The organism is Nostoc sp. DSM 114167, assembly GCF_052692655.1.
Window position 1 is genome coordinate 2,798,251 of sequence record NZ_CP195116.1, and the last position, 21,344, is coordinate 2,819,594.

General features: G+C 42.6%; 22 protein-coding genes. 11 read left to right on the forward strand and 11 right to left on the reverse strand.

Annotated features, from left to right (window positions below; translation table 11 throughout):
* Nucleotides 1-157: 157 nt before the first annotated feature.
* Together NSTC731_RS11975 and NSTC731_RS11980 are read right to left on the reverse strand one after the other, a co-directional pair.
* On the reverse strand, nt 158-1,000 hold the full coding sequence (locus NSTC731_RS11975; RefSeq protein WP_445630995.1) for a segregation/condensation protein A: 843 nt from the start codon (nt 998-1,000) through the stop codon (nt 158-160).
* A 351-nt stretch (nt 1,001-1,351) separates the two neighbouring features.
* Nucleotides 1,352-2,437, reverse strand: a complete 1,086-nt coding sequence (locus tag NSTC731_RS11980) for an AI-2E family transporter (protein WP_445630996.1) — start codon at nt 2,435-2,437, stop codon at nt 1,352-1,354.
* Between the two features lie 129 nt (nt 2,438-2,566).
* Here NSTC731_RS11980 and pdxH point away from each other — a divergent pair, with 129 nt between their 5' ends.
* Nucleotides 2,567-3,211, forward strand: coding sequence for a pyridoxamine 5'-phosphate oxidase (gene pdxH, locus NSTC731_RS11985; RefSeq protein ID WP_322692728.1), 645 nt, complete (start codon nt 2,567-2,569; stop codon nt 3,209-3,211).
* A gap of 481 nt (nt 3,212-3,692) precedes the next feature.
* Here the strand turns inward: pdxH and NSTC731_RS11990 are convergent, their stop codons facing one another.
* The 4 genes from NSTC731_RS11990 to NSTC731_RS12005 form a co-directional block, all read right to left on the reverse strand.
* A complete protein-coding gene (locus NSTC731_RS11990; protein WP_445630997.1) occupies nt 3,693-4,310 on the reverse strand; it encodes an FMN-dependent NADH-azoreductase in 618 nt (205 codons plus the stop codon).
* Nucleotides 4,311-4,458: 148 nt separating this feature from the next.
* Nucleotides 4,459-5,040 carry an orotate phosphoribosyltransferase gene (gene pyrE, locus NSTC731_RS11995; protein WP_445630998.1) on the reverse strand — a complete coding sequence of 194 codons (582 nt, stop codon included), beginning with the start codon at nt 5,038-5,040 and terminating at the stop codon, nt 4,459-4,461.
* Between the two features lie 34 nt (nt 5,041-5,074).
* A complete protein-coding gene (locus NSTC731_RS12000; protein ID WP_445630999.1) occupies nt 5,075-5,977 on the reverse strand; it encodes a DUF3153 domain-containing protein in 903 nt (300 codons plus the stop codon).
* Nucleotides 5,978-6,188: 211 nt separating this feature from the next.
* Nucleotides 6,189-6,731, reverse strand: a complete 543-nt coding sequence (locus NSTC731_RS12005) for a tetratricopeptide repeat protein (RefSeq protein ID WP_445631000.1) — start codon at nt 6,729-6,731, stop codon at nt 6,189-6,191.
* Between the two features lie 170 nt (nt 6,732-6,901).
* Here NSTC731_RS12005 and NSTC731_RS12010 point away from each other — a divergent pair, with 170 nt between their 5' ends.
* Nucleotides 6,902-7,378, forward strand: a complete 477-nt coding sequence (locus NSTC731_RS12010) for a hypothetical protein (RefSeq protein WP_445631001.1) — start codon at nt 6,902-6,904, stop codon at nt 7,376-7,378.
* A 71-nt stretch (nt 7,379-7,449) separates the two neighbouring features.
* Here NSTC731_RS12010 and argB read toward each other — a convergent pair whose 3' ends face one another.
* Nucleotides 7,450-8,346: an acetylglutamate kinase gene (gene argB, locus NSTC731_RS12015; RefSeq protein ID WP_322692735.1), complete on the reverse strand. Its 897-nt coding sequence runs from the start codon at nt 8,344-8,346 to the stop codon at nt 7,450-7,452.
* A gap of 185 nt (nt 8,347-8,531) precedes the next feature.
* Here argB and NSTC731_RS12020 point away from each other — a divergent pair, with 185 nt between their 5' ends.
* From NSTC731_RS12020 to NSTC731_RS12045, 6 genes are all read left to right on the forward strand, one after another.
* Nucleotides 8,532-8,759, forward strand: coding sequence for a hypothetical protein (locus NSTC731_RS12020; protein WP_292736938.1), 228 nt, complete (start codon nt 8,532-8,534; stop codon nt 8,757-8,759).
* The gene (locus NSTC731_RS12025) at nt 8,749-9,138 is read left to right on the forward strand and encodes a type II toxin-antitoxin system VapC family toxin (RefSeq protein ID WP_445631002.1); all 390 of its coding nucleotides are present in this window, start codon (nt 8,749-8,751) and stop codon (nt 9,136-9,138) included. The genes NSTC731_RS12020 and NSTC731_RS12025 overlap by 11 nt, the downstream gene beginning before the upstream one ends.
* 587 nt (nt 9,139-9,725) lie before the next feature.
* Complete coding sequence (locus tag NSTC731_RS12030) at nt 9,726-10,682, forward strand: IS4/Tn5 family transposase DNA-binding protein (protein WP_445631003.1); 957 nt, start codon at nt 9,726-9,728, stop codon at nt 10,680-10,682.
* On the forward strand, nt 10,636-11,124 hold the full coding sequence (locus tag NSTC731_RS12035) for an IS4 family transposase (RefSeq protein ID WP_445631004.1): 489 nt from the start codon (nt 10,636-10,638) through the stop codon (nt 11,122-11,124). Before NSTC731_RS12030 ends, NSTC731_RS12035 begins: the two co-directional genes overlap by 47 nt.
* Nucleotides 11,125-11,253: 129 nt before the next feature.
* Complete coding sequence (locus tag NSTC731_RS12040) at nt 11,254-11,691, forward strand: pentapeptide repeat-containing protein (RefSeq protein ID WP_445631005.1); 438 nt, start codon at nt 11,254-11,256, stop codon at nt 11,689-11,691.
* Between the two features lie 3 nt (nt 11,692-11,694).
* Nucleotides 11,695-12,270, forward strand: coding sequence for a Uma2 family endonuclease (locus NSTC731_RS12045; RefSeq protein ID WP_445632072.1), 576 nt, complete (start codon nt 11,695-11,697; stop codon nt 12,268-12,270).
* A gap of 11 nt (nt 12,271-12,281) precedes the next feature.
* Here the strand turns inward: NSTC731_RS12045 and NSTC731_RS12050 are convergent, their stop codons facing one another.
* Entirely contained in the window at nt 12,282-12,827 is a 546-nt protein-coding gene (locus NSTC731_RS12050) for a shikimate kinase (protein ID WP_445631006.1), read from the reverse strand.
* 935 nt (nt 12,828-13,762) lie between these two features.
* On the opposite strand from NSTC731_RS12050, the gene NSTC731_RS12055 reads away from it, so the two are divergent.
* A complete protein-coding gene (locus NSTC731_RS12055) occupies nt 13,763-13,957 on the forward strand; it encodes a hypothetical protein (protein WP_289797223.1) in 195 nt (64 codons plus the stop codon).
* Between the two features lie 19 nt (nt 13,958-13,976).
* Here NSTC731_RS12055 and NSTC731_RS12060 read toward each other — a convergent pair whose 3' ends face one another.
* The 3 genes from NSTC731_RS12060 to NSTC731_RS12070 form a co-directional block, all read right to left on the reverse strand.
* The gene (locus NSTC731_RS12060) at nt 13,977-14,678 is read right to left on the reverse strand and encodes a LapA family protein (RefSeq protein WP_445632073.1); all 702 of its coding nucleotides are present in this window, start codon (nt 14,676-14,678) and stop codon (nt 13,977-13,979) included.
* A 417-nt stretch (nt 14,679-15,095) separates the two neighbouring features.
* Nucleotides 15,096-15,716, reverse strand: a complete 621-nt coding sequence (locus tag NSTC731_RS12065; RefSeq protein ID WP_179065018.1) for a flavin prenyltransferase UbiX — start codon at nt 15,714-15,716, stop codon at nt 15,096-15,098.
* Nucleotides 15,717-15,894: 178 nt separating this feature from the next.
* Nucleotides 15,895-18,249, reverse strand: a complete 2,355-nt coding sequence (locus NSTC731_RS12070; protein ID WP_445631007.1) for a ribonuclease R family protein — start codon at nt 18,247-18,249, stop codon at nt 15,895-15,897.
* A gap of 1,254 nt (nt 18,250-19,503) precedes the next feature.
* Between NSTC731_RS12070 and NSTC731_RS12075 the strand changes: the two genes are divergently transcribed.
* The gene (locus NSTC731_RS12075; protein WP_445631008.1) at nt 19,504-20,388 is read left to right on the forward strand and encodes a hypothetical protein; all 885 of its coding nucleotides are present in this window, start codon (nt 19,504-19,506) and stop codon (nt 20,386-20,388) included.
* Nucleotides 20,389-20,468: 80 nt separating this feature from the next.
* Entirely contained in the window at nt 20,469-21,332 is an 864-nt protein-coding gene (locus tag NSTC731_RS12080) for a hypothetical protein (protein ID WP_445631009.1), read from the forward strand.
* Nucleotides 21,333-21,344: the final 12 nt, after the last annotated feature.

Below are 21,344 nucleotides of genomic sequence, written 5' to 3' on the forward strand. Positions count from 1 at the left end.
AAAATCCCATAAAATAAATTCCTATTTTTCTCACAAGCAAGCCTGAAATCTTGATGCCAAAGACTCACTTTGCTTTCTGCTTCACTTCGACTCCTTTCAAATCAGCACGGGCTGAACCTTAGCTATCCGCTAACGGAACTCAGCACTCTTCATGGACTTAGTTCATCGGATTCTCAAAAGGTTTGCCGATATTAGCTGAATCTCTAGTTAAGCGAATTTTAATTTCATGATAAAAATCCTCTTGAAATAGCTCTACTTTCGATTGAGCCGAGAGTAATAGTAGTGCCCAGAAAACGCTAACTAGGTTACTGTGTTTAGACTCATGTCCAGACCCATGTCCAGAGCCATTTTGGTTAAGAAGTTTTGTCTTAGTCCATAATTCTACAAGTTGTTCTAAATTCAACCAATTTTGTTCTAAACTTAGCTCTCTTGTCGACAATTTCAATACCTGCTCCAGTTCTGTGGCGACTTCTGTCAGATTTTCTTGGTGAGCTAACTCCAGCGCCTCTCGCATACTTTGAACGCTAGGTTGACGCCTGGGACGAATCGGTTTGCTGACTTTTTCTACCAGTTTCAGTTGGTTAGCCATAATCTGCAATTGCTCAATTAATTCTTGCAGAGTCACCCGGCGCTTTGGTGGTGGCATCGCTGCTGGACGACGACGTAATTGCCGTTCTAAGGGTAGACGATGACCCTGATGTAATATACCGTCTTCATCTGACAATAGAGCATCATCTTCTACACCATCTTGTGCATCTTCTACTGTTGACAATTGCATCAAGGTATTTGCCTTGAATAATACCAGCATTGATGCTGATAAAAATGCCTGTCCAGATTGAGACAAGTCCGCTTCATAGCCTCTTGTTATTACCCCCGGTGCCATCAGTTCTAAATAGCGGTCAATCACCTCGATCACTTGGACATCCCAAGGATCAATTTCCCCTTGCTCGGCTTGGTAAATCAAAAATGTGATTGTTTCTAACAGCTCGGAAGCTTCCATCAACAGGTTCTAAGTTAATTAATGAGAATCAAAAGACTATAAATTCAAGACTAAACTAATTGACTATTGGCAAAGCGTATACTCTATACATTCGCTTGCGCTTCTTTTTTCAGAACTTGCCTGCTGGCAATATCCTCTAAAATTTGTAATCGATCACCATTGTGAATTGTGAGATTAGATTGTGCAACTTTTGATCTTGGGCATTGGACATGGGGCATTGGGCATTGAGAAGAGACAAGGTAGACAAGGAAGAGGGGGGAGATAAGAAAGAGACTTGTTCAATAATTCCCCCTTGTCCCCCTTGTCCCCTTGTCTCCCTTGTCCCTTTGTCCCCTCTGCCCCCCTGCTCCCTTAATCAGGAGGCGAATCATGGGCAATAGTGACAGTTGAGACAAAATCACTCGGCTTGCCGCTCTTAATCGCATCGAAAGTGCCCTTAATAGTACCAGCAATTGGAACAGCAACAATTGTCCCTAACAAGCCAGCAATCTCAAATCCCATCAAAATAGCTACAAAAATCCAAATGGGATTGAGTCCGATAAAATTGCCGAGTATTCTGGGAGCTAACAAGTTATCTTTAAGCTGTTGCATGAGAATTGCCGCGATCGCAACTTGAACTGCTAACCACCAATTTTGCAGTAGTACTAAAATTGTCACCAGACCAATACCGAGAGACGCCCCAATAAAGGGAATGAGTTCTGAAATACCGATTAAGATGGCAAACAACAGGGCAAAGGGCACTTTCATCACTAAGAATATTGGTGTCAGAGTTAGCACCATGAACAGTCCTAGTAACAACTGGCCAAGGAAGAAGTTCTGAAAGTTTAAGCGCAAGGATGTGGTGAGGGGATCTCCAATGTTAGAGGGCAAAAGATTGATCAGACCATACCAGACGCGATCGCCATATAAAAGCATATAAAATGCAAGCACAATGACTAACACTAAGTCAACTAATCCAGAAAGTAGTGTTCCAGCAAATCCTACTGCACCAGAAGCTAGCTGTTGTAATAAATTCTGAATGTTGGCATTGATTTGACTGCTCACAACACTTAAATCAATTCGCAAATGTCGTTTCTCTGCCAGCATCTCAAATTGCCTTAGGTTTGTTTGACTGGCTGCTAACCAATCAGGGATCTTATTTAACAGTTGGATTGTTTGGTCAACGATCAAGGGTACTAGGGTAACGCCTAAAATTCCCAGCAGAGTTAATGTTGCCAGTAAAACTAAGATCACCGCCTGAGTACGGGTGATCCGGGCACGTTCAAAGAACTTAACCGGGTAATTTAGGAGAAAAGCCAGAATCGTCGCAATGCTCAAGACAGTTATGGGATGCTGGAAATAGCGAAAAAGCACAGACAGCAACCAGATATTGAGAGCGATAATCGGACCGCTCAGACCATAAATTAATAAGCGTTGAAGGGAGGCTGAACGGCGCATCTGACGCAACCTATTTTAAATATTTCTTGAGAGAATTTGTAAAATTCTTGATGGCACTGATTATCATCATAGATATTTTTAACAAAGATATATATATAAGCGTATCTGATAGCAAGGAAACAAATCACAATGGACAAAACTGTAGCTGGCCTTCGCAAAGACTACACCTTGGAAGGCTTGAGCGAACTCGAAGTAGAACTCAATCCTTTTATCCAATTTAAAAAATGGTTCGATCAGGCACTTGCCGCACAGCTCCCTGAACCGAATGCCATGACCATTGCCACAGCCACACCAGACGGTAAGCCTTCAGCCAGAATGGTGCTGCTTAAAGATTTTGATCGACGAGGCTTTACCTTCTTTACTAACTACAATAGTCACAAAGGACAAGAATTAGCAGAAAACCCCCAGGCCGCTTTAGTTTTTTGGTGGGCAGAACTGGAACGTCAAGTCCGGATTTCAGGGTATGTGGAGAAAGTTTCCGAAACTGAGTCTGACCAATATTTTCACAGTCGCCCAGCTAACAGTCGCCTGGGTGCATGGGTATCTAATCAAAGCGAGGTCATAGAAAGTCGAGAAGTCTTAGAGCGACGCTTGCAGGAGTTTCAAAGCAAACATGAAAATCAGGAGATTCTTCGACCACCTCATTGGGGCGGCTTACGAGTTATCCCTACAGAAATTGAGTTTTGGCAAGGACGCCCTAGCCGTCTGCACGATCGCTTGCTCTATAGCCGTTTAGATAATAGCACTTGGAAGATTGAGCGGTTGTCACCCTGAAGAAGAAGCAAGAGAGCAGGGAGCAGGGAGCAGCTTTCAAGGGCAGGCTTTTAGGCTTTCGATAAATAGTTGAGAATGTTCTCAATTATTGAACGTAGTTTTAAGTTCTCAGACAATGGTTTTGGTTTTAAAATCCCAAAAATTTGTCTAATCAAAAAAACCTGCCCCAGAAAGGCAGGGAGCAGGGGGCAGGGGAGCAGGGGAGCAGGGGGGCCTTTCAAGGGCAGGCTTTTAGGCTTTCGATAAATAGTTGAGAATGTTCTCAATTATTGAACGTAGTTTTAAGTTCTCAGACAATGGTTTTGGTTTTAAAATCCCAAAAATTTGTCTAATCAAAAAAACCTGCCCCAGAAAGAGCAGGGGGGCAGAGGAGACAAGGGGACAAGGGGGAATTCTTAAACAAGTCTCTCCCAAGTCTTCCCCCTCTTCCTTGTCTACCTTGTCTCTTCTTCATGCCCAATTCCCAATGCCCCGCATCACATTACCACTGGGCGATCGCATCTTGAATTGCTGCCCTTGCTTCTGATAGAGATTGGGTACGAGCATCACCTTCATTCAGGCTGTTGGCGTTAATAAATTGAATGTCTGTAAGCCCAATAAAGCCGAAAATTGCCCGCAAGTAGGGTTCTTGGAAGTCGTAGGCAAGAAAAGGAGATGTGGCGCTAAAGTCACCGCCGCGAGCTGTGATGATAACTGCTTTTTTGCCTTGGACTAACCCTTTAAAACCTTGAGCATCTAAGGCAACAGTCCGGTTAATACGAACGATTTGGTCGATGTAAGCCTTAAAGGTGGAAGGTATATTGAAGTTATACATTGGCACTCCAAAAACGTAGCGATCGGCTGCCAAAAACTCATCAACCAGTTCGTTAGAAATCCTAAGTGCCTCAGTTAATTCTGGGGTATGGGTTTCTGGTGGTGAAAATGCCGCCGCAATCCAAGCTTCATCAACGTGAGGAACTGGGTGATGCCCTAAATCTCGATAGGCGATCGCATCTTCAGGATGCGCTACTTTCCAAGCACTGACGAATTCCTTAGATAATTCTCTGGAGTGCGATCGTTCACCACGGGGGCTGGAATCAATATGTAGAATCTTTACCACAAATATCTCCTGATTAACAAGGATTTATGTTTTTACTTTTTTTGAATCTTTATTTCAAAGCATTACATCAGATACTAAAAGTAACTAGTTACTAAAGTAAAGTAAAGTATTTTTAGGGCTATTGTCTAAGATATTTTAATTGTGGGCTTCAAGACAGTTCCATCCACACCGAAAGCTCTTTCATATCAAATAGAGGAAGTTTTTGAATACCAGCTTTTTCAAGGCTGTTGTCTTCCGTTCTTCCGCGCCAGATTACGCAGAGTACAAAGTCTACAATCGCTCCTTCATTACGCAACGCTTCGGTACTTTTTACAACCTGACCACCTGTTGTAATCACGTCTTCAATGATACACAATTTTTTTCCTTGGATATCAATTCCTTCTGCTATTTTCTCAGTACCGTATTCTTTTTTTGTCTTCCGAACAAAGACAACTGGTAATTCAACTTCTAATGAAATTGCTGTTGCTAAAGGAACTCCCCCTAATTCCAGTCCGGCTAGAATTTCCGTTTCTGGTGGAATCTTTTTTACCATTTCTTTAGCTAACTGCTTCAGTAACAAAGGATTAGATTCAAACTGATATTTATCAAAGTAATGAGAAGATATCTGACCAGAACGTAACCGAAACTCGCCTTTTAAATAGGAAACACGAACAATTTCTTTAGCTAATTCGCTATGACTCATTTTTACAAAAAGCTGGGGAAAAGGTAAAAAAGCCGATGCATTTTCCATCGGCTTCGCTAACAATATTTAACAAATAAATAGTCTACTGTTCCTGGATAGCTGCTGCTTTAGGAGGAAACTGAATTCTGGGATCTGGCATGAAATTATATCTCAAGTACAATCCTCCTGAGACAAACAGGATAATTAACAACCCACCGATACCAAGGGGACTAGGAAGCCAGAAAACAGTTTCTATGTGGTTTAGCGCACCAGGCTGGAGTTTCCACACTAATTGATTGCCATTTTTTTCTGGCTCAATTGCAGTTTCAGTTAGTTGAATATTTTTGGCTCCCCAAGGAGTCTTCAAGCTAAATTCCAAATCGAGAATTGAACCAGCATTAGCTAGTACATTACCTTTACTGGCAATTAGAGAAAGCGATCGCAAATCCAAATCATAAATCAACCGATTGCGGACTAAAAGTAAAAAATTATTCTCCTCCAAGAGGATGTTTGATTCAATTTTCGGCAGTTCTGAGTCAGATTCGCTCTGTACAGACTCAGAGGGTTGATTCGCACGAGAGTTAAAGAATTCGTTGAACTTCTCTTGCAATTCTCTACCACTGCTAAAAGGAATTGTGACGATGATTTCTTCTGGGGAAACTCGCTGTGCTTTACCCTCAAGTTGACGGGCGCGGCGTTCTATGCTCTTTAACCACTCATACACCGAATCGCCGCTAAAACTGGTTAGCCGTTCTCCCAACTTAATATGCTGTACTAGTTCGCCACTATTTGAGTTGGCAAAGTTAAGCCCCACATCGTACTTCACACAGCCAGTCAGTAGCAGAGATGTTAACAGCACGAGCCACAGAATAGGATTTCGGATGGGAAAGACTCGGTTCATTCGATTTCGACCATTCAGTCGTGAGGGCAATTTCATATTTGCCAACACGAAATTAAACGATCTGACTAACCACAAGAAAATCTTTCCGAAAATTGAAGAATTCATAACTATAAATCTCCCCAAAAGTCAACAGATTTTGGATTTTAAATACTTCGACTTCGCTCAGTACAAGTTTTGGATTTTGGATTGACCCCACTGATAAACGGATAAAGCTCAAAAATTTTAAATTTTGGATTTTGGTTCATGCCTCAACCCTTCTGGGTGAAGCATAAACCACAAGAATCTAAAATCCAAAATCCAAAATCCAAAATTATTATCAGCTAGGAGTTCCGGAAAAATTCAACCAAACCAAGTACGAGATGGTTAAACCAATGGCAATTAGCGCCACCCAGATAAAGCGATTATCTCTGGTATTGACCTGACTGAGGTCAACAAATTCTCGCTCGGCAGGTTTTGGCTTTTGCTCCCCAGAAGATTTAGTAGACTTAGCAGGTACAGAAATTTTGAGTTCATTATCGGCTAATGCGCCCAAATCGGGGATTTCGGTCATCCATTCACTGGGTCTTTTCAGCTTTGGTGCTTTTAAGATATAAAGCATCCGCCGCGCTTGTTTGCTGATTTCAAAATGGGCATGGCGTTTGAGTCTTTCGCAAAGAGCGATCGCATCATCCGTGCGTCCAGCCGCTTCATAAGCTGTCACTAGATGAATTTCTACTTCGCCCCCAAGACGAGAATTACGAGCTAATAGAGCGCTGGCCTTTTCTAAATTTTCTACGGCTTTGCGGTATTGCCCATTCTCAAAGGCAACTTTCCCAGCCTGGTAGCGGGTTTTAGCAATTTCTAGACTTTCTGTATTCACGTCTTATACAAAAATTAGCACTATTTTCATTTTGCCAATGCCAGCAATCTTTTTAGAATCTTTTCAAAAGCTGGCAATCTGAAAGTGGATAAACTTCTAAAATTTTAAGTAAGTAGCTGCGACTATTTTCTGATTAAAAATTCCGGTATCAAATGCAGGTGAGCAAAATTATGTTGAAAATCAAGCATTCGCAACTGAATTGGCTCTTAGCAGGTATGACTTTAGCAGTGATGGGTGTAAGCATTGCTCCAGCTTCCGCCCAGCGCGCATTCGTGATTGATAGTGGTTATGGAGTCAGGCGATCGCATTCCGCCCAGCGCGCATTCGTGAATGATGGTGGTTATGGAGTCTGGCGTAGCTGCGGAGCAGCTTGTCGTCAGACATCGCCTTCTGTGGGTTCCTTTATTTATGGTAGTCCGATTCCTACGCCGATGCCTGTAGATCCAACAACAGGACTGATACCACAACGCAATCATTACCGCGATTATTCCTATCCCCAGTTCAGGCAAAACGTGAGAAATTTCACGCCGATCGATCCAACAATTCGAGACTCAACCCTAGTTAATCCAGTAATTATCAATAATTCATGGCCTCGTACACCATTTAGCGGTGGGCGATCGCGAGTTATTATTACCTATCCTCGGTAGAGTAGGGAGATGAGGGGATAATAAGAACTCTTTACTCCTCACTCCTCACTTCTCACTCAGCACTCGGCACTCTAATAGGTAAACTGCGAACCGAGAATCATCGTCCCAATCCCAACATCAGTAAAGATTTCTAGTAACAGGGCGTGGGGAATGCGACCATCGATAATGTGTGCGGCACGGACTCCTTGAGCAAGCGATCGCACACAACAATTCACTTTGGGAATCATCCCACCGCTAACTATACCATCAGCAATCAACTCGCGGGCTTCACGAATATCTACTTTCGGAATCAAAGTAGATTGGTCTTTGTAATCTTTTAAAATTCCACTGGTGTCAGTCAGTAAAATTAACTTTTCTGCCCCTAATGCAGCAGCGATTTCCCCAGCTACAGTATCGGCGTTAATGTTATAAGCTTGTCCCGTTTCGTCTGCGGCGACGCTAGAGACTACCGGAATATAGCCATTGCTAGCGAGGGTTTCCAAAATCTTGATATTCACATTGGTGACTTCCCCCACAAAGCCGATGCCTTCTTCACCTTGGGAACGGGCTGTAAATAGATTACCGTCTTTACCGCAAAGTCCTACAGCCAATCCACCAGCTTGGTTAATCAAGGAGACAATTTCTTTATTAACTCGACCAACTAAAACCATTTCCACCACATCCATTGTGGCAGCATCAGTGACTCGCAGACCATTTTTAAACTGTGGTTCGATGCCCAGCTTATCTAACCAACTGTTAATTTCTGGGCCACCACCGTGGACTACAATCGGACGCAAGCCCACGCAGGATAAGAATACAATGTCGCGGATAACTTTGTCTTTGAGTGCGCTATCTTTCATTGCTGCGCCACCATATTTGACAACAACAGTGCGACCGGTGAATTGTTGAATATAAGGTAGTGCTTCGCTGAGTACACGTACACGAGTGGCTTCAGCTTGCCTGATGTATTCAGAATCGTTGACCGTCATGAGGAGCCGCCGTTAAGAGTTAAAACCTATTTCAGTAAGTGTAGAAGACTTTGTAACTCGTCACAATCTCTGATGCCATTGAGTATGTCTGTACTGATAAGCCATAGCTGTTTAGTTCGTCTCAGAAATGTGAAAATCTATAAAAGAAGGACTAGCAACCAAAATCGAAAATTATCAGGAGAAATATGGATACACCGATTCTCGATCGGCTAATTGAAGAATTAAAAGTGATGCCTGAAGACTTGCAATATCGAGTGCTGGAGTTTGCCCGAACTTTACTAGGTTCGCAAATTCATGGTGTTCCAGGTAAACAATTATTAAATTTTGCAGGTACAATATCACCAAACGATATTCAGTTGATGCGCGAAGCGATTGAAGAAGGTTGCGAACAGGTAGATATAGATGAGTGGTAGATACCTGCTTGACACTAATATTATTATTGCTTTATTTGCAAATGATATCGAAGTAAATAATCAGCTGGTAAATGCAGAAGAAATTTTTATTCCTAGTGTTGCTATTGGTGAATTGTTTTACGGTGCAATAAAATCAGGGCGATCGCAAGGGAATTTAAAACGTATTGAGGAATTTATTGCCAGAAATACGGTCATTGGATGTGATGTAGAAACTGCCCGTAAATATGGTGAAGTTAAGAATAAATTGCACCTCAAAGGTCGTCCATTACCCGAAAATGATATTTGGATTGCATCTGTTGCAATTCAGTATCATTTAATTCTTGTTACGCGAGATGCTCATTTTCAAGAGGTTGAAAACCTACAAACAGTAGCTTGGTGAATACGTCTTGTACACAAGTAGCTTCAGCTTGCCTGATGTATTCAGAATCGTTGACCGTCATGAGGAGCCGCCGTTAAGAGTTAAAACCTATTTCAGTAAGTATAGAAGACTTTGTAGCTCGTCACAATCTCTGATGCCCAATTTAAGTAAGTATATTTGTACTATAATGACTCTAGCAATCTGGCTGGATTTGTAAAAATATGGTTGCTTGTTGTGTAGATAACACAGCAATAACAGTAATAGTGGCAGTATCTCTTTTGTAAGGAGATACTTTTATAGGACTTACGCACTCAGATCCCCCAACCCCCTTAAAAAGGCAGGGCTGTTTCATCCGAAATTTCAGGGATTTTGTCAAGAGTATGAGTCAGAAATTTGCTTGAGTGGGAAAAACAAAAACTACCACCTCAACCAGTAAATTTAAGTGCAATCGTCATTTTCCTGCCCAATCAGATTTTTAAGTCACCTGATTTTTTTGCTTGAAAAGCTTGTAAATCAGTGCCTTTTAGGGAATGAATCAGCCCTGCCTTAAAAAGCTTGTCATTACCAACATATTTTAAAGTGAGGTAGAGGTGTAATAGAGTCAGAGTATGAAGTTGAAAAATTTCAGAAACCTCAATGCTTGGGCAGTTGAGCAATGGGGAGATACCGAATTAGGGGATAGTCGTCGTACAGATAGAGCGATCGCAGTGGGAGCAGCAATTGCCGCCAACCCCGAAGCAAGTCTGCCAAATATTATGTCAGGTTGGAATGAAGTCAGAGCAGCCTACAGACTATTTGCAGAAGAAGAGGTGACTCACAGTGAGTTGATTAAGCCCCATACAACAGCAACAAAAGCGATCGCTAAAAATAGCTCAGGCTCAGTCGTCCTATTTATCCAAGACACATCAGAACTAGACTACACATCAGCGCGAAATATCAAGGGGTTAGGACATATAGGCGATGGGAAAGGGCGAGGAATTATGCTGCACAATTGCTTGGCAGTAGTACCAGTACCAGGAAACCCAGAGATATTGGGACTGGCAGGACAAATACCTTGGGTACGTGGCAGTGATAGCCAGAACCAAAAAATCGAGAACATTTCACAGGAATTACTCAGAAGCGAAAGTGAGGGTGAAATTTGGTCGCAGATGGTCGAATCAATCGGAGAAGCTCCACAGCTAGATTCAATGTGGGTAAGTGTTGGAGACAGAGGCAGTGATATTTTTTCATATATCCGACGTGTGATTGGACTACGCTGGCACTGCTTACTGCGGGTAACTCAAAATCGTGTAATTACTAAACCAGACGGTACAAAAGGATACCTCAAAGCTTTCGCTCGTGCCTTGTCACCAATGTCAACCAAGACGCTCGTGCTACGTGGTCGCAATGGTGAACCTAAACGTTGTGTGGATTTACAAGTTGCTTGGTCAGCCCTAACAATTCAACCACCTACAACGGGTAGTGAAAGAAAACAACAGCCGATTGATGGCTGGTGTATACGTGTTTGGGAAGAGTCGGGTGAAATGGACGTGGATTCTATTTACGAGTATACCTGTAACAGATAAGAACTCTGCTTTCATCCAAATCGACTGGTACAGTTGCCGTTGGCTGATTGAAGAATATCATAAATGCCTGAAAAGTGGTTGTGCAATAGAAAAGCGTCAATTGGAGTCAGCCAATGGTTTAGTCACATTGCTTGGTTTTTTTGCAGTTGTTGCAGTGAGATTGTTACAGTTACGTGAACTTAGTCGCAGTAATCCGTTATTGCCTGCTCAAAATTTTGTACCTCCGATGATGCTAAATATTCTGGTTGCTCGTCTTGGTTTGCTCTGTGATGATTTAACTTTAGGTGAGTTTTGGAAGTGCGTTGCTCGTTTGGGTGGTTTTCTTGGTCGTAAAAGTGATGGGCTTCCTGGTTGGCAAACTCTATGGCGCGGATGGTGTCGATTAATGGATATGTGCTGGGCTATCGATTTTTCAACCCAGTCTCTTGAAAAATGTTGGTAATCACAAGGCCTTAAAAAGGGGGCTTTAGAAGTTCCCCCCAATTTATCGGGGGGCTAGGGGGGATCTAGGCTTCAGGCTTCAGTGCGTAAGTTCTATTTTAGTGGTGTTAATAAGCGCTTTATTAGAGTCATGGATATTAAAGAATTACTCAAACAGTATGCCTCTGGGGAAAGAAATTTTATTGGCGTTAGTTTAAGGGATGCTAATTTACTAGGTATTAACTTGAGCGAGGCTAATTTAAGCAACTCTAATTTAAGAAATGCCGAGTTACATGGGGCTAATCTTCAACGAACTATTCTTAAAGGAGTTGATTTACAAGGAGCAAATCTACGTTATGTAATGCTAGATGAAGCAGATTTGAGTAATGCCGATTTAACTGAGTGCAATTTTCAATATGCCAGCTTAAAAAGGGCAAAACTAACAAACTGTAAAATCTTGGAAAGCAGTTTAGAAGGTGCAAATCTAGAAGGTACAAATCTAGAAGGTGCAGAAATAGTCGATACAAGTTTCGAGGATACAAATCTCACAAGTTTACTGTTCAGAAACAATTTTTCCTGCAAATGTTGATTTATCTCAAGCTATCCCAATTATCTCTGTGAGCAGTTCTACGAATTTTGTCAAGCCAATGGAGATTTACGAATTGAGCGTACTGCCAATGGGGAAGTCATCATTATGCCACCAGCTTTTTCAGATACGGGCAACCGTAACTTTAACATTGCTGCACAGCTTGGGTATTGGACTGAACAAGATGGCACTGGCATAGGCTTTGACTCCAGTACAGGTTTTACACTACCCAATGGAGCGATGCGTTCCCCTGATGCTTCTTGGATTGAACTGGAGCGCTGGAATGCCTTAACAGATTCACAAAAAGCTTCGTTTGCACCAATTTGTCCCAGCTTTGTGATTGAGTTACGCTCCTTAAGCGTAGGCGTAGCCCGTCGTAGACATCGCTTGATAAAATTACAAGAGAAAATGCAGGAGTACATCGATAACGGTGCATCATTAGGCTGGTTAATCGATCGGCAGAATCGAAAAGTCTACATTTACCGTCCGAATCGAGAAGTTGAAATTTTGGATAATCCCGAAGCAGTTAGTGGCAATCCAGAATTACCAGGGTTTATCCTGCGGATGAGCAAAATTTGGTAATTTGAGTCTTCCTAATGAGAAACAGGTTTTTTCAGCACACTAGGAATTGCCTCAAGTATTTGCTTGGCAACATCTTCAGGTGTATCTCCCTCTCGCTCGATGATGTGCAAATCGGCTTGAGAGTAAAGTGGTGTTCGTTGTTCGAGGAGCGATCGCAACTTAGCTTTAGGATCGGCATCTTGTAGCAGTGGTCTTGTGGTATCCTCAGCTAAACGACTGTAAATTATCTCCACTGGCGTATCTAGCCACACTATCAAGCCGTGGTGCAAGTAACTCCAATTTTCTTGCCGCAATACAATGCCCCCACCAGTTGCTATAGTCAACTTTGTAAAAGCACAAACTTGTGAAAGTACGTCGCTTTCTAACTGGCGAAATCCAGCTTCACCAACTTGCGCAAATAACTGATTGATAGATTTACCTGTTGCTTGGGCAATTACATCATCGGTATCTACAAACCCATAACCCAGTTCTTTTGCTAGTAAGCGCCCTACTGTCGTCTTACCAACGCCCATAATACCAATTAAGTACAGGTTGACTCCTTTTAATAAGCTGCTCACCAGTTGCTTCGCTCCAATTATAAGTTTTGAGTGCTGAGTCACAGTTTTAAATTATAAACTCAACGATTCAATCTAGAACTTAAAAATACGGAGTTTGATATATAATCGCGCAAACTCTAATAGTTTACTACTACGACTTGATGCCGATATTAGTAATTTTCGCAGGCATACAAAAACAAAATAAACCTCAATAAATTTATTTTCAACAGATATCAAAGTTTTTCACTTTGTATATCTCAAATTTACTTATAACTTTTATACAGCAGATTGCAGGTAAGTGAGGTACAGAACCAAAAACTCACAAATCAAATTATTCTTCTCCCTCCAGCAAGAACTGCCCTCTGCCTCCTGCCTCAAAACCAATGATTTTGTACTTCATGTAAACGAAAACTGCTGTAACTTGCAATTAGTTTTAAAATCTGCAAATTCATCTTCTATTTTAAGAGGAACGAAATGACATAATTACCGTTATTAATGTATTTAAAGTAACTTAGGCAGTAAATTAACGATTCTTCTCTGAAATTACCATCAGTAATAACTGATGAATTTCTTAGGAATGTAGTAATTTTTCGGAAGTAACTAGGTAATTGCTGCATAATAATGCCTATGCTTAACCAAAAAATTAACTTAGCTTGTTTGAAACTTTATCCAAACAATATCTGTCTATCTGAATAATCAGGGTTTTTACTCTGATGGATAATTTTAAGTATACACAATACCGTGTTTCTAACAGCACAGGGTCGTTATTCTAAAAGTTCAGTTATAACAAGACTCGCTCAATTAAATGTTTTTAATAAAGGTGTAAATAATGACTGATTTACCGCGATCGCCCAAAAAAAACTTGCAAAGAAATTGAAGTTTAGACACAAAGACTACTGCATATTCCACCCCAATAAGCCTGAATGAATAAATATAGAATGAATGAGGTGTCAACCATGACTCGAATTCGTGACGTTGTAGAAAGAGCTTTAGCAACTGGTTATTTGACAGTTGAAGCTGAAGATCAACTACGACAACTGTTGACTACTCGATATGACTTGGAAGATTTTAATGCTTTCATGACTTTGCAGGAAGCCGCCATGACTGGTAAGGTCAAGCAGGAGTCTAGAGAGCGGTGTGGCATTAAATAGAGATGTCGCCTGCTACATCTCACCGACGGGGGCGTTTACCATCATCTTCAAAATCATCATCATCCTCAAAAAATTCCCAATCATCATCATCGGCTTGATTGGTAGTTGGCGGCTGGTAAGGGGGGATAATTACTCGGTAATCAGCATCGTAAATTGATTCAGTTTTTCCTGCTGCCGTATTTTTTGGCTCGCGGTAGCTGTAGGAATAAACTGAACCAGACCGAGAGCTGCTTTTGGCTTCTGATTGACGTTCGTAAGTTGTTGAGTCTCTAGGTTGTTGAGCCTGAGAATTAGGAATAGGTGCTTCTTCTGACTTTTCATCAAAGTTCCAATCATCATCTCTACTGCTATTTGTCTCCCAATCATCAAATTCCTCACTGCTAGGCTCTTCTCTTTTACTAGCTGGTGGTGGAGGATTAGCAGGGCGAGATGTCGGTTCTTGTCTTTGAGTTGCCTTCGCACGACTTGAAGGGGCGGTTGCTCTATTAGAAGTTTGGCGTTGTCCTGCCACAAAATAATTGGATAAATTAAATAAGGTAGCAATCAATATCGATGTGAAAGCACCAGTGGCAGTACTGAACAAAATCCATATCGCTAGTGGTAATGGTTGAGTTCGCACGCCCAAAAATACTAGCGATAGGGCAGGTGAGAAATTTTGGACTAATAACAGCGTTAGTCCTCCCAGTACTGCCACCAATAGAATTAAGCGAATTACAGCCATAGCAATTTTGTCAGTTGTCATTTACTGAAGAGGAAAGGGGGCAGGGGGCAGAAGGCAGGGGACAGGGGGAAAACCTCATAAATAAATTTATTGACCCTAATAGAGCCGAGAATTCCAGAATCTTTCTCCCTCTGCCCCCTGCTCACTACTCCCCTGCCTCTTTGGTCAGTGGTCAGTTATCAGTCTGAATATTATTCGTTAATTACTCTTCACTGACTACTGACACTATCAGCCATCTCTATCATTACCTTTTTAGGACTATTGTGAAATTTACAATAGACTTCTTGGCATTTGTCGGGGTAAAGGTGAAGGGGAAAAGGGTGAAGAAACTCAAAACCCTTCCCTTTAACCTTTACCCTTTTCCCTGTCTTGGAAAAATATATTTTTGCAAGAGATCCAATAAATCCACTCAGGGTGTTAGCGACGACCTTGCCACCGCTGAATTGGAATACAGTCAATATCTAGTTGATCTAAAGCACGGGCAACTACAAAATCAACTAAATCCTCGATGGTTTGGGGATTGTGATACCAGGCGGGAATAGCGGGGACAACTCTCACTCCAACTTCTGCCAAAGAAGTTAAGTTACGCAGGTGGATGAGGCTAAAAGGCGTTTCACGCGGGACAATAACCAGCTTTCGCCCTTCTTTGAGTTGGACATCCGCTGCCCGTTCTAGTAAATCGGAACTCAAGCCAACTGCTAGCTTTGCTACTGTACTCATGCTGCATGGAATAATCATCATCCCCAGAGTGGCAAAGGAACCGCTGGCAATTCCGGCTCCGACATCGCTCCAAGGATGACACCGGAGTTTACCGGCAAGTGCAACACCAGCTTGCTCTCGCCAGAATTGTTCTTGCCCGGTTGGTTCTGGTGGCATCCGAATTTCCTGTTCTGACTGCCAAACCATGTAAGTTGATTTAGAGGCAACCAATTCAATGCTATACTCCGCTTCTAGCAAAAATTTGATCGCGCGAACAGCGTAAATCAGACCAGATGCGCCCGATACGCCTAAAATTAAAGGTTTGGTGTTATTTGACACGTAAAGTTTAGTTTATAAGAGGCAGGGGGCAGGGGGCAGGGGGCAGGGGGAAAGGTACAAACCTCGCCGTAGGCGAAAGCACCGTTGCTCTCATTCTTTCCTTGGTTGAGAGCAACAAGCGTAAGTGGCGTGGTTTTTCTCCCCTGCTCCCTGCTCCCTGCTCCTCTGCTTTTTCACTTTACTCATCCTCAGAGTAAGGATCTAGGTCATCAGGCTCCAGATCATTTGGTAAGTAGAGGTCTGAAAGGTCTTCACGGGAATCATTGCCAGTTAAACCTTTGGCAATGCCATCGCTACCGACTGTTACCAAATCAATTTGCTGACGGTAGTAATCGACACTCTTAACTTGGACGGCGACGCGATCGCCTAATCGATAAGAAGCGCGATTTTTGCGCCCAAATAGTGCTTGTTGTCTGGCGCGATATTCATACCAATCGTCTTTGAGAGAACTGACGTGTACCAATCCTTCTACTCGCAAAGGCACACCAGGATTACTGCTGGATTCCACCTCGGCTGCTGGTACTTCAATTTCCACAAAGAAACCGTAGGATTGAACCCCGGTAATCACGCCTTGAAATACCTGACCGATGCGCTGCTTCATCAGTTGGGCTTTTTGCAGTCCGGCTAAATCGGCTTCGGCTTCTTGGACTTCTTTTTCTCGGTCGTTGATTTGGACAATTACCCTGGTCAAATCGCTTTGCAGTTCTTGTTGCAATTCTGGGGGTAAAACGTTCCAGTTAATTTCCTCATGGCTGGAGGAGTGGCGGAGGTTAACGCGCTCTCTGACACGGGTATTGCGGCGATCGCGTCCGTTTTCCAGTAGCGTGTAATACACTCTCTGCATCAGCAAATCTGGGAACCGCCGCAAGGGAGCGCTAAAATGAACATATTGCGGTAGTGCCAGACCAAAGTGAGATCCTTTGGTGGTACTGTATGCAGACGGTTTCAGTGTATCTTGTAATAAGTAAGTAAGAACTTGCTCGGAGGGAGATTCAGCAAAAGCTGTGGTCAAATGTTGGTAATCTAAGGGTTGGATATCAACTTCTGGATCTAATGTGAGGTCAACGCCTAAATTGACTGCCAATTTCAGCATTTCCTGGACATCTTCAACATCAGGTGTGCCTTGGACTCGCCAGATAGCCGGAACACCAAGAGCATTTAAGTGAGTTGCAAACAGTTGATTAACTAATAGCACCAACTCCGTGAGTAGCGATCGCACTGGCAAATCATTCACCACCACAGCGCCTAAAATCCCCTCATCATAATAGGCGTTTTGGCTAGGCGGCAGATTCAACTGGAGGCTACCACGATTTAATCGTACCTGTTTCACAGCTGTTTGCAAGGCTTGGAGGTCTTGCAGGATTTGGAAAACCTGTGATGATTTATCTTCAGCTTCACCTGTGAGAATTGCTTGGGCAAGTTCTGTACTCAGTGCAGTCTCGACATTGATGACACTGGGTTGAATTTCCCATTCCAGCACTTCTCCCGATTGGGGATCGATGGTAATTAAAAAAGAGATAGTTAAGCGATCGCTCCCAGGTACTAAAGAACAACGTTCTGCTACAGCTGGGGGCAAGATTGGCAACACCAATTCTCCCAAATACACTGATTTGCCTCGTTTGAGTGCTTCTCTATCTAAGGCTTCGTCAGGTTGGACATAGTGAGAAACATCGGTGATATGAACGCCCAAAAGCCAATTTCCGGCTAAGTTTTTTTCTAAACTAAAAGCGTTTTCTATAATTTTGGTATCGCTATTTACTCCTTCAATCGTGAGAGTAAACAAATTACGTAAATCTAGCCGATTTTTCAGGTCTGCTTTGAGGAGCTTTTTGGGCAACCTCGCAGCTGCTTCTAGAACATTATCTGGAAAAGTCCGGGAAAGGTCGTGTTTGCACGTAACTAAATCTATATCAGCAGCAGCTTCGGCATCACTACCGAGGATTTGCACCACTCGACCAAGGGGAGGATATTGTGCCAACGGGTAACGCAAAACTTCCACATGAACCAAATGATCGATCGCTTCTTCTAACTTTGCCCCGTTAGGTTGAATCTTGAGTTCAAACAGTAAGCGATCGTCTAAAGGCACAGCCCGAAAACCAGTTTCTACTTGCTTAATTCGTGCCAGTAAAGTGTGGTTAGAGCGTTCGATAATCAACTTCACCTCTCCTTCAGGAGAGCGACGGCGACTGCCTTCTTTCAGAACTCTTACCAAAACGCGATCGCCATTCCAAGCATTACTCAGATGACTTTCGCGGATGTAAATATCCTCGGCTCCTTCCACATCTTGAATAGCAAAGCAAAAGCCTTTACTAGAACAACGGAGTTTTGCCTCGATTATTCCCTCTTCTGAGACACGGCGGTACTTGCCCCGTTCCTTCACTAAAATACCGATTTTTTCCAGAACATCTAAGGCAATGTGAAGTTTTTGTAAACTTTTTTCATCTTCACAGCCAAGTTTCTTTTCTAAAACCTTCCGAGCTACCAATTTATCATCGGTGAAATTGGCAAGGAGTGTAGCGATTGAAAATTCCATGCAGTGAACCGACCTTTGGTCAAAACATCATTTGTTGTTTAATCTGGTTCTTTTCTGTATACTCTCACGGCTTACAGAAACAAGCTGGAAACTAATTGCTCTGAAGCAAGCTTCCTAAGTTCTAAGGAAAGGAAGCCCGACCCAGTAAAAGCGGGAAACTACTCCAGCAGTTCCTTTGCAAAGAAGCCGACCCACGGACAACTCTGGGCGTTTACGAACTTCTCACTGCACGATGCTCTCAGAATTCGCCTGCGTTCAAGTCCCTTCACCTAATCAAACTTAAGATTGCACGCCTGATTAAAATTTAGCCCCGCTAGTTAATTACGCGACGGGTTTTTAAGAAGCTGGGTTTGGAGAATCCATACTGCCCAAAAGCGCTATGCAAGGAAGCCACTGCTGTGAGGTAGCCCCAGTCTTGGCGGTTCCCGTCGATAGCGCAGCGTTAGCGAGTTATCGAGCGTCTGGGGACTGCCGAACCCGGAGGGTCTTTTCCAAGGAGAGACGCTAAAAGCCTTAGCGAGTCTGCGAGCATCTGAGGTCTCCCCAAGTAAAGCAAGTGGCGTGGAAAGTACAGGTGTTTGATTGTCTAGAGAGAAGGTAATTTTACGCCATTAGACTCTGATTTTTAACTAAAAGGAACTGCTGGTGAACCCAATTTTCCCACATGTAGAATCGGTAACAATTAGGTAAGCAGCTTAATAAGCAGCGAGGGCGAACCTTATCTCCATTATTGTAGATTTAGAGCGCACTTCCAGAAAATAGTTCTAGATATCGAGTTGGCTAATCAGTATAGCATTGCAAGCAAGACTACCCAGATAAGTTAGCACTGACCAAAAATTTCGTCAAAAAAGAGCTACTGCTACAATTAGGACATCCAGGCAAGGGACTTCCAATTAAAAAAATAATCAATTACTGTGTAAGCAGGGGAGCAGGGGAGCAGGGAGCAGGGAGCAGGGAGCAGGGAGCAGGGGAAGAAAGAAGAATATCATTTAAACAAATTGATTAATTTATTCTCTGGAAGTCCCCAAAGCAAGAATATTACCTTGACGGCTCAGAGCAGAGAATTATACCTACTCATTGCCTGCCAAGAAACTGATGATACATAGTAGGCAATTAAAAATGAATAAATACAATATTGGCAGGCAGGAAAGGGTATCGAGTGGATGTAAATTAAAGTAAGGGCAGCCGATCTCGCTTGAATATACAGGCAGTATCAACCCCGTTATTAAAAATATTTAGATTGGTAGCAGTATTATGTTGGCTCAATTCCAGAGCTTGTATCCCAAGGGCAGTTTGATTTCTGAATTAGTGCAAATTTTTCAAGGAAAATATATTGTTCGGGCAAGCGTGCAAATTGAAGGCGTAACCCGTGCTACGGGTATGGCAGCAGCAGAAACAGTAGAAGCAGCAGAAGACCAAGCTAGAAACAGGGCGCTGATAGTTTTGGGTATTACAAACGCGCCACCAGAATCAGTCGTGTTGACCTCAAATCCAGTTTCGCCAGCACAGCTAAATCCTGACTTAAATATTAAAGGTGGATTGAATGAGCCTGCTGCTTATTCCTCTGCAAAAAATGAGAATTTTGTTAGTAGTCAGTGGCCAGCAGTCAGCGACAAAGAAATCTCTATACCGCCTTCCAAAGAACGGAACATCAAACCAGAAGTAGTAACAAGTAGTAAGGAACAATACGGGTATAGCAATGCTGCGCCCCTAGCAAGCGATACCTATAGCCAAGATTTAGGTCAAAATCCGATGACTGCCAACCGGGAGCTAGAATTCGATCCTCCAGTTGAGAACTTGGAAATAAACTTTGATAACCAGCCAGAAAATCAAACCTTTCCGGCAATTTCTGCCAACAATGTCACACCATTTACACCCCGGAGTTACAGCCCTCAAGAAAATGCCACTACCCCGTCAGTGACAGGAAAGAGAAAGAAAAAAGCTGAACCAGTTGATTTATCAGATGTAATTGCTAAAACAGATGTCGAACTTCAGCGTTTAAACTGGACACCAGAACAAGGACGGGAGCATCTGATTAAAACCTACGGTAAGCGGGGGCGGACTTTGCTGACTGAAGAAGAATTACACGGATTCCTCAAATACTTACAATCTCAGCCAGACCCAATAGCAGGATTTTGATTAGTCATTTGTCATTAGTCATTAGTCATTTGTAATGACTAATGACTAATAACATCGGCTCTTGAAACAGTAACGAAGCTATGGAACCTGTGAATTTTTCTGAAGTAATTGCTCAAACAGACGTTGAAATGCAGCGATTAGGCTGGACAACAGACCAAGGACGGGAACATCTGATAAAAAATTATGGGAAGCGATCGCGTACTTTACTGACACAATTAGAATTACTAGACTTCCTTCAATACCTTGAATCTCAACCATTAGATCGAGTTGTGACTGCCAAAATTAATGTTGACACCGAACAGTTATGTTGGACACAACAGCAGGGGCAAATTAATACTGAAATCGAACGGTTATGTTGGATGAAAGAGGAAGAACAGGAGTATGTCATAACAAGTTCTAGCAAGGAAAGTAAGAATTCGCCTACCCAAGAAGAATTATTAGAATTACCCAAATATTTAAAAGCTCAACCTATAGTAGAGTACCCCAGCGATCTTGATGCAGAATATGAAGAGTTCCAAGATTTCTCTACATACTCAGAAGAATCAGACAATGTAATTACTAGAATATCTTCTGAGGTTTTATCTCAGATATTGGCTAAGACCGATGTCCAAATGCAGCGTTTAGGCTGGACAACAGAACAGGGACGGGAGCATCTGATTAAAACTTATGGGAAGCGATCGCGTACTTTGCTGACAGAAGCAGAATTACTAGACTTCCGGAAATACCTTGCATCCCTTGCATCTCAACCAACACCAGCAGATTTGTCGGATGTAATTGCTAAAACAGATGTCGAAATCCAGCGCTTAGGCTGGACACCAGAACAGGGACGGGAGCATTTGATTAAAACCTACGGTAAACGGGGGCGTACTTTGCTAACTGAAGAAGAATTACACGAATTTCTCAAATACCTGCAATCTCAGCCAGACCCAAGAGCAGGATTTTGATTAGTCATTAGT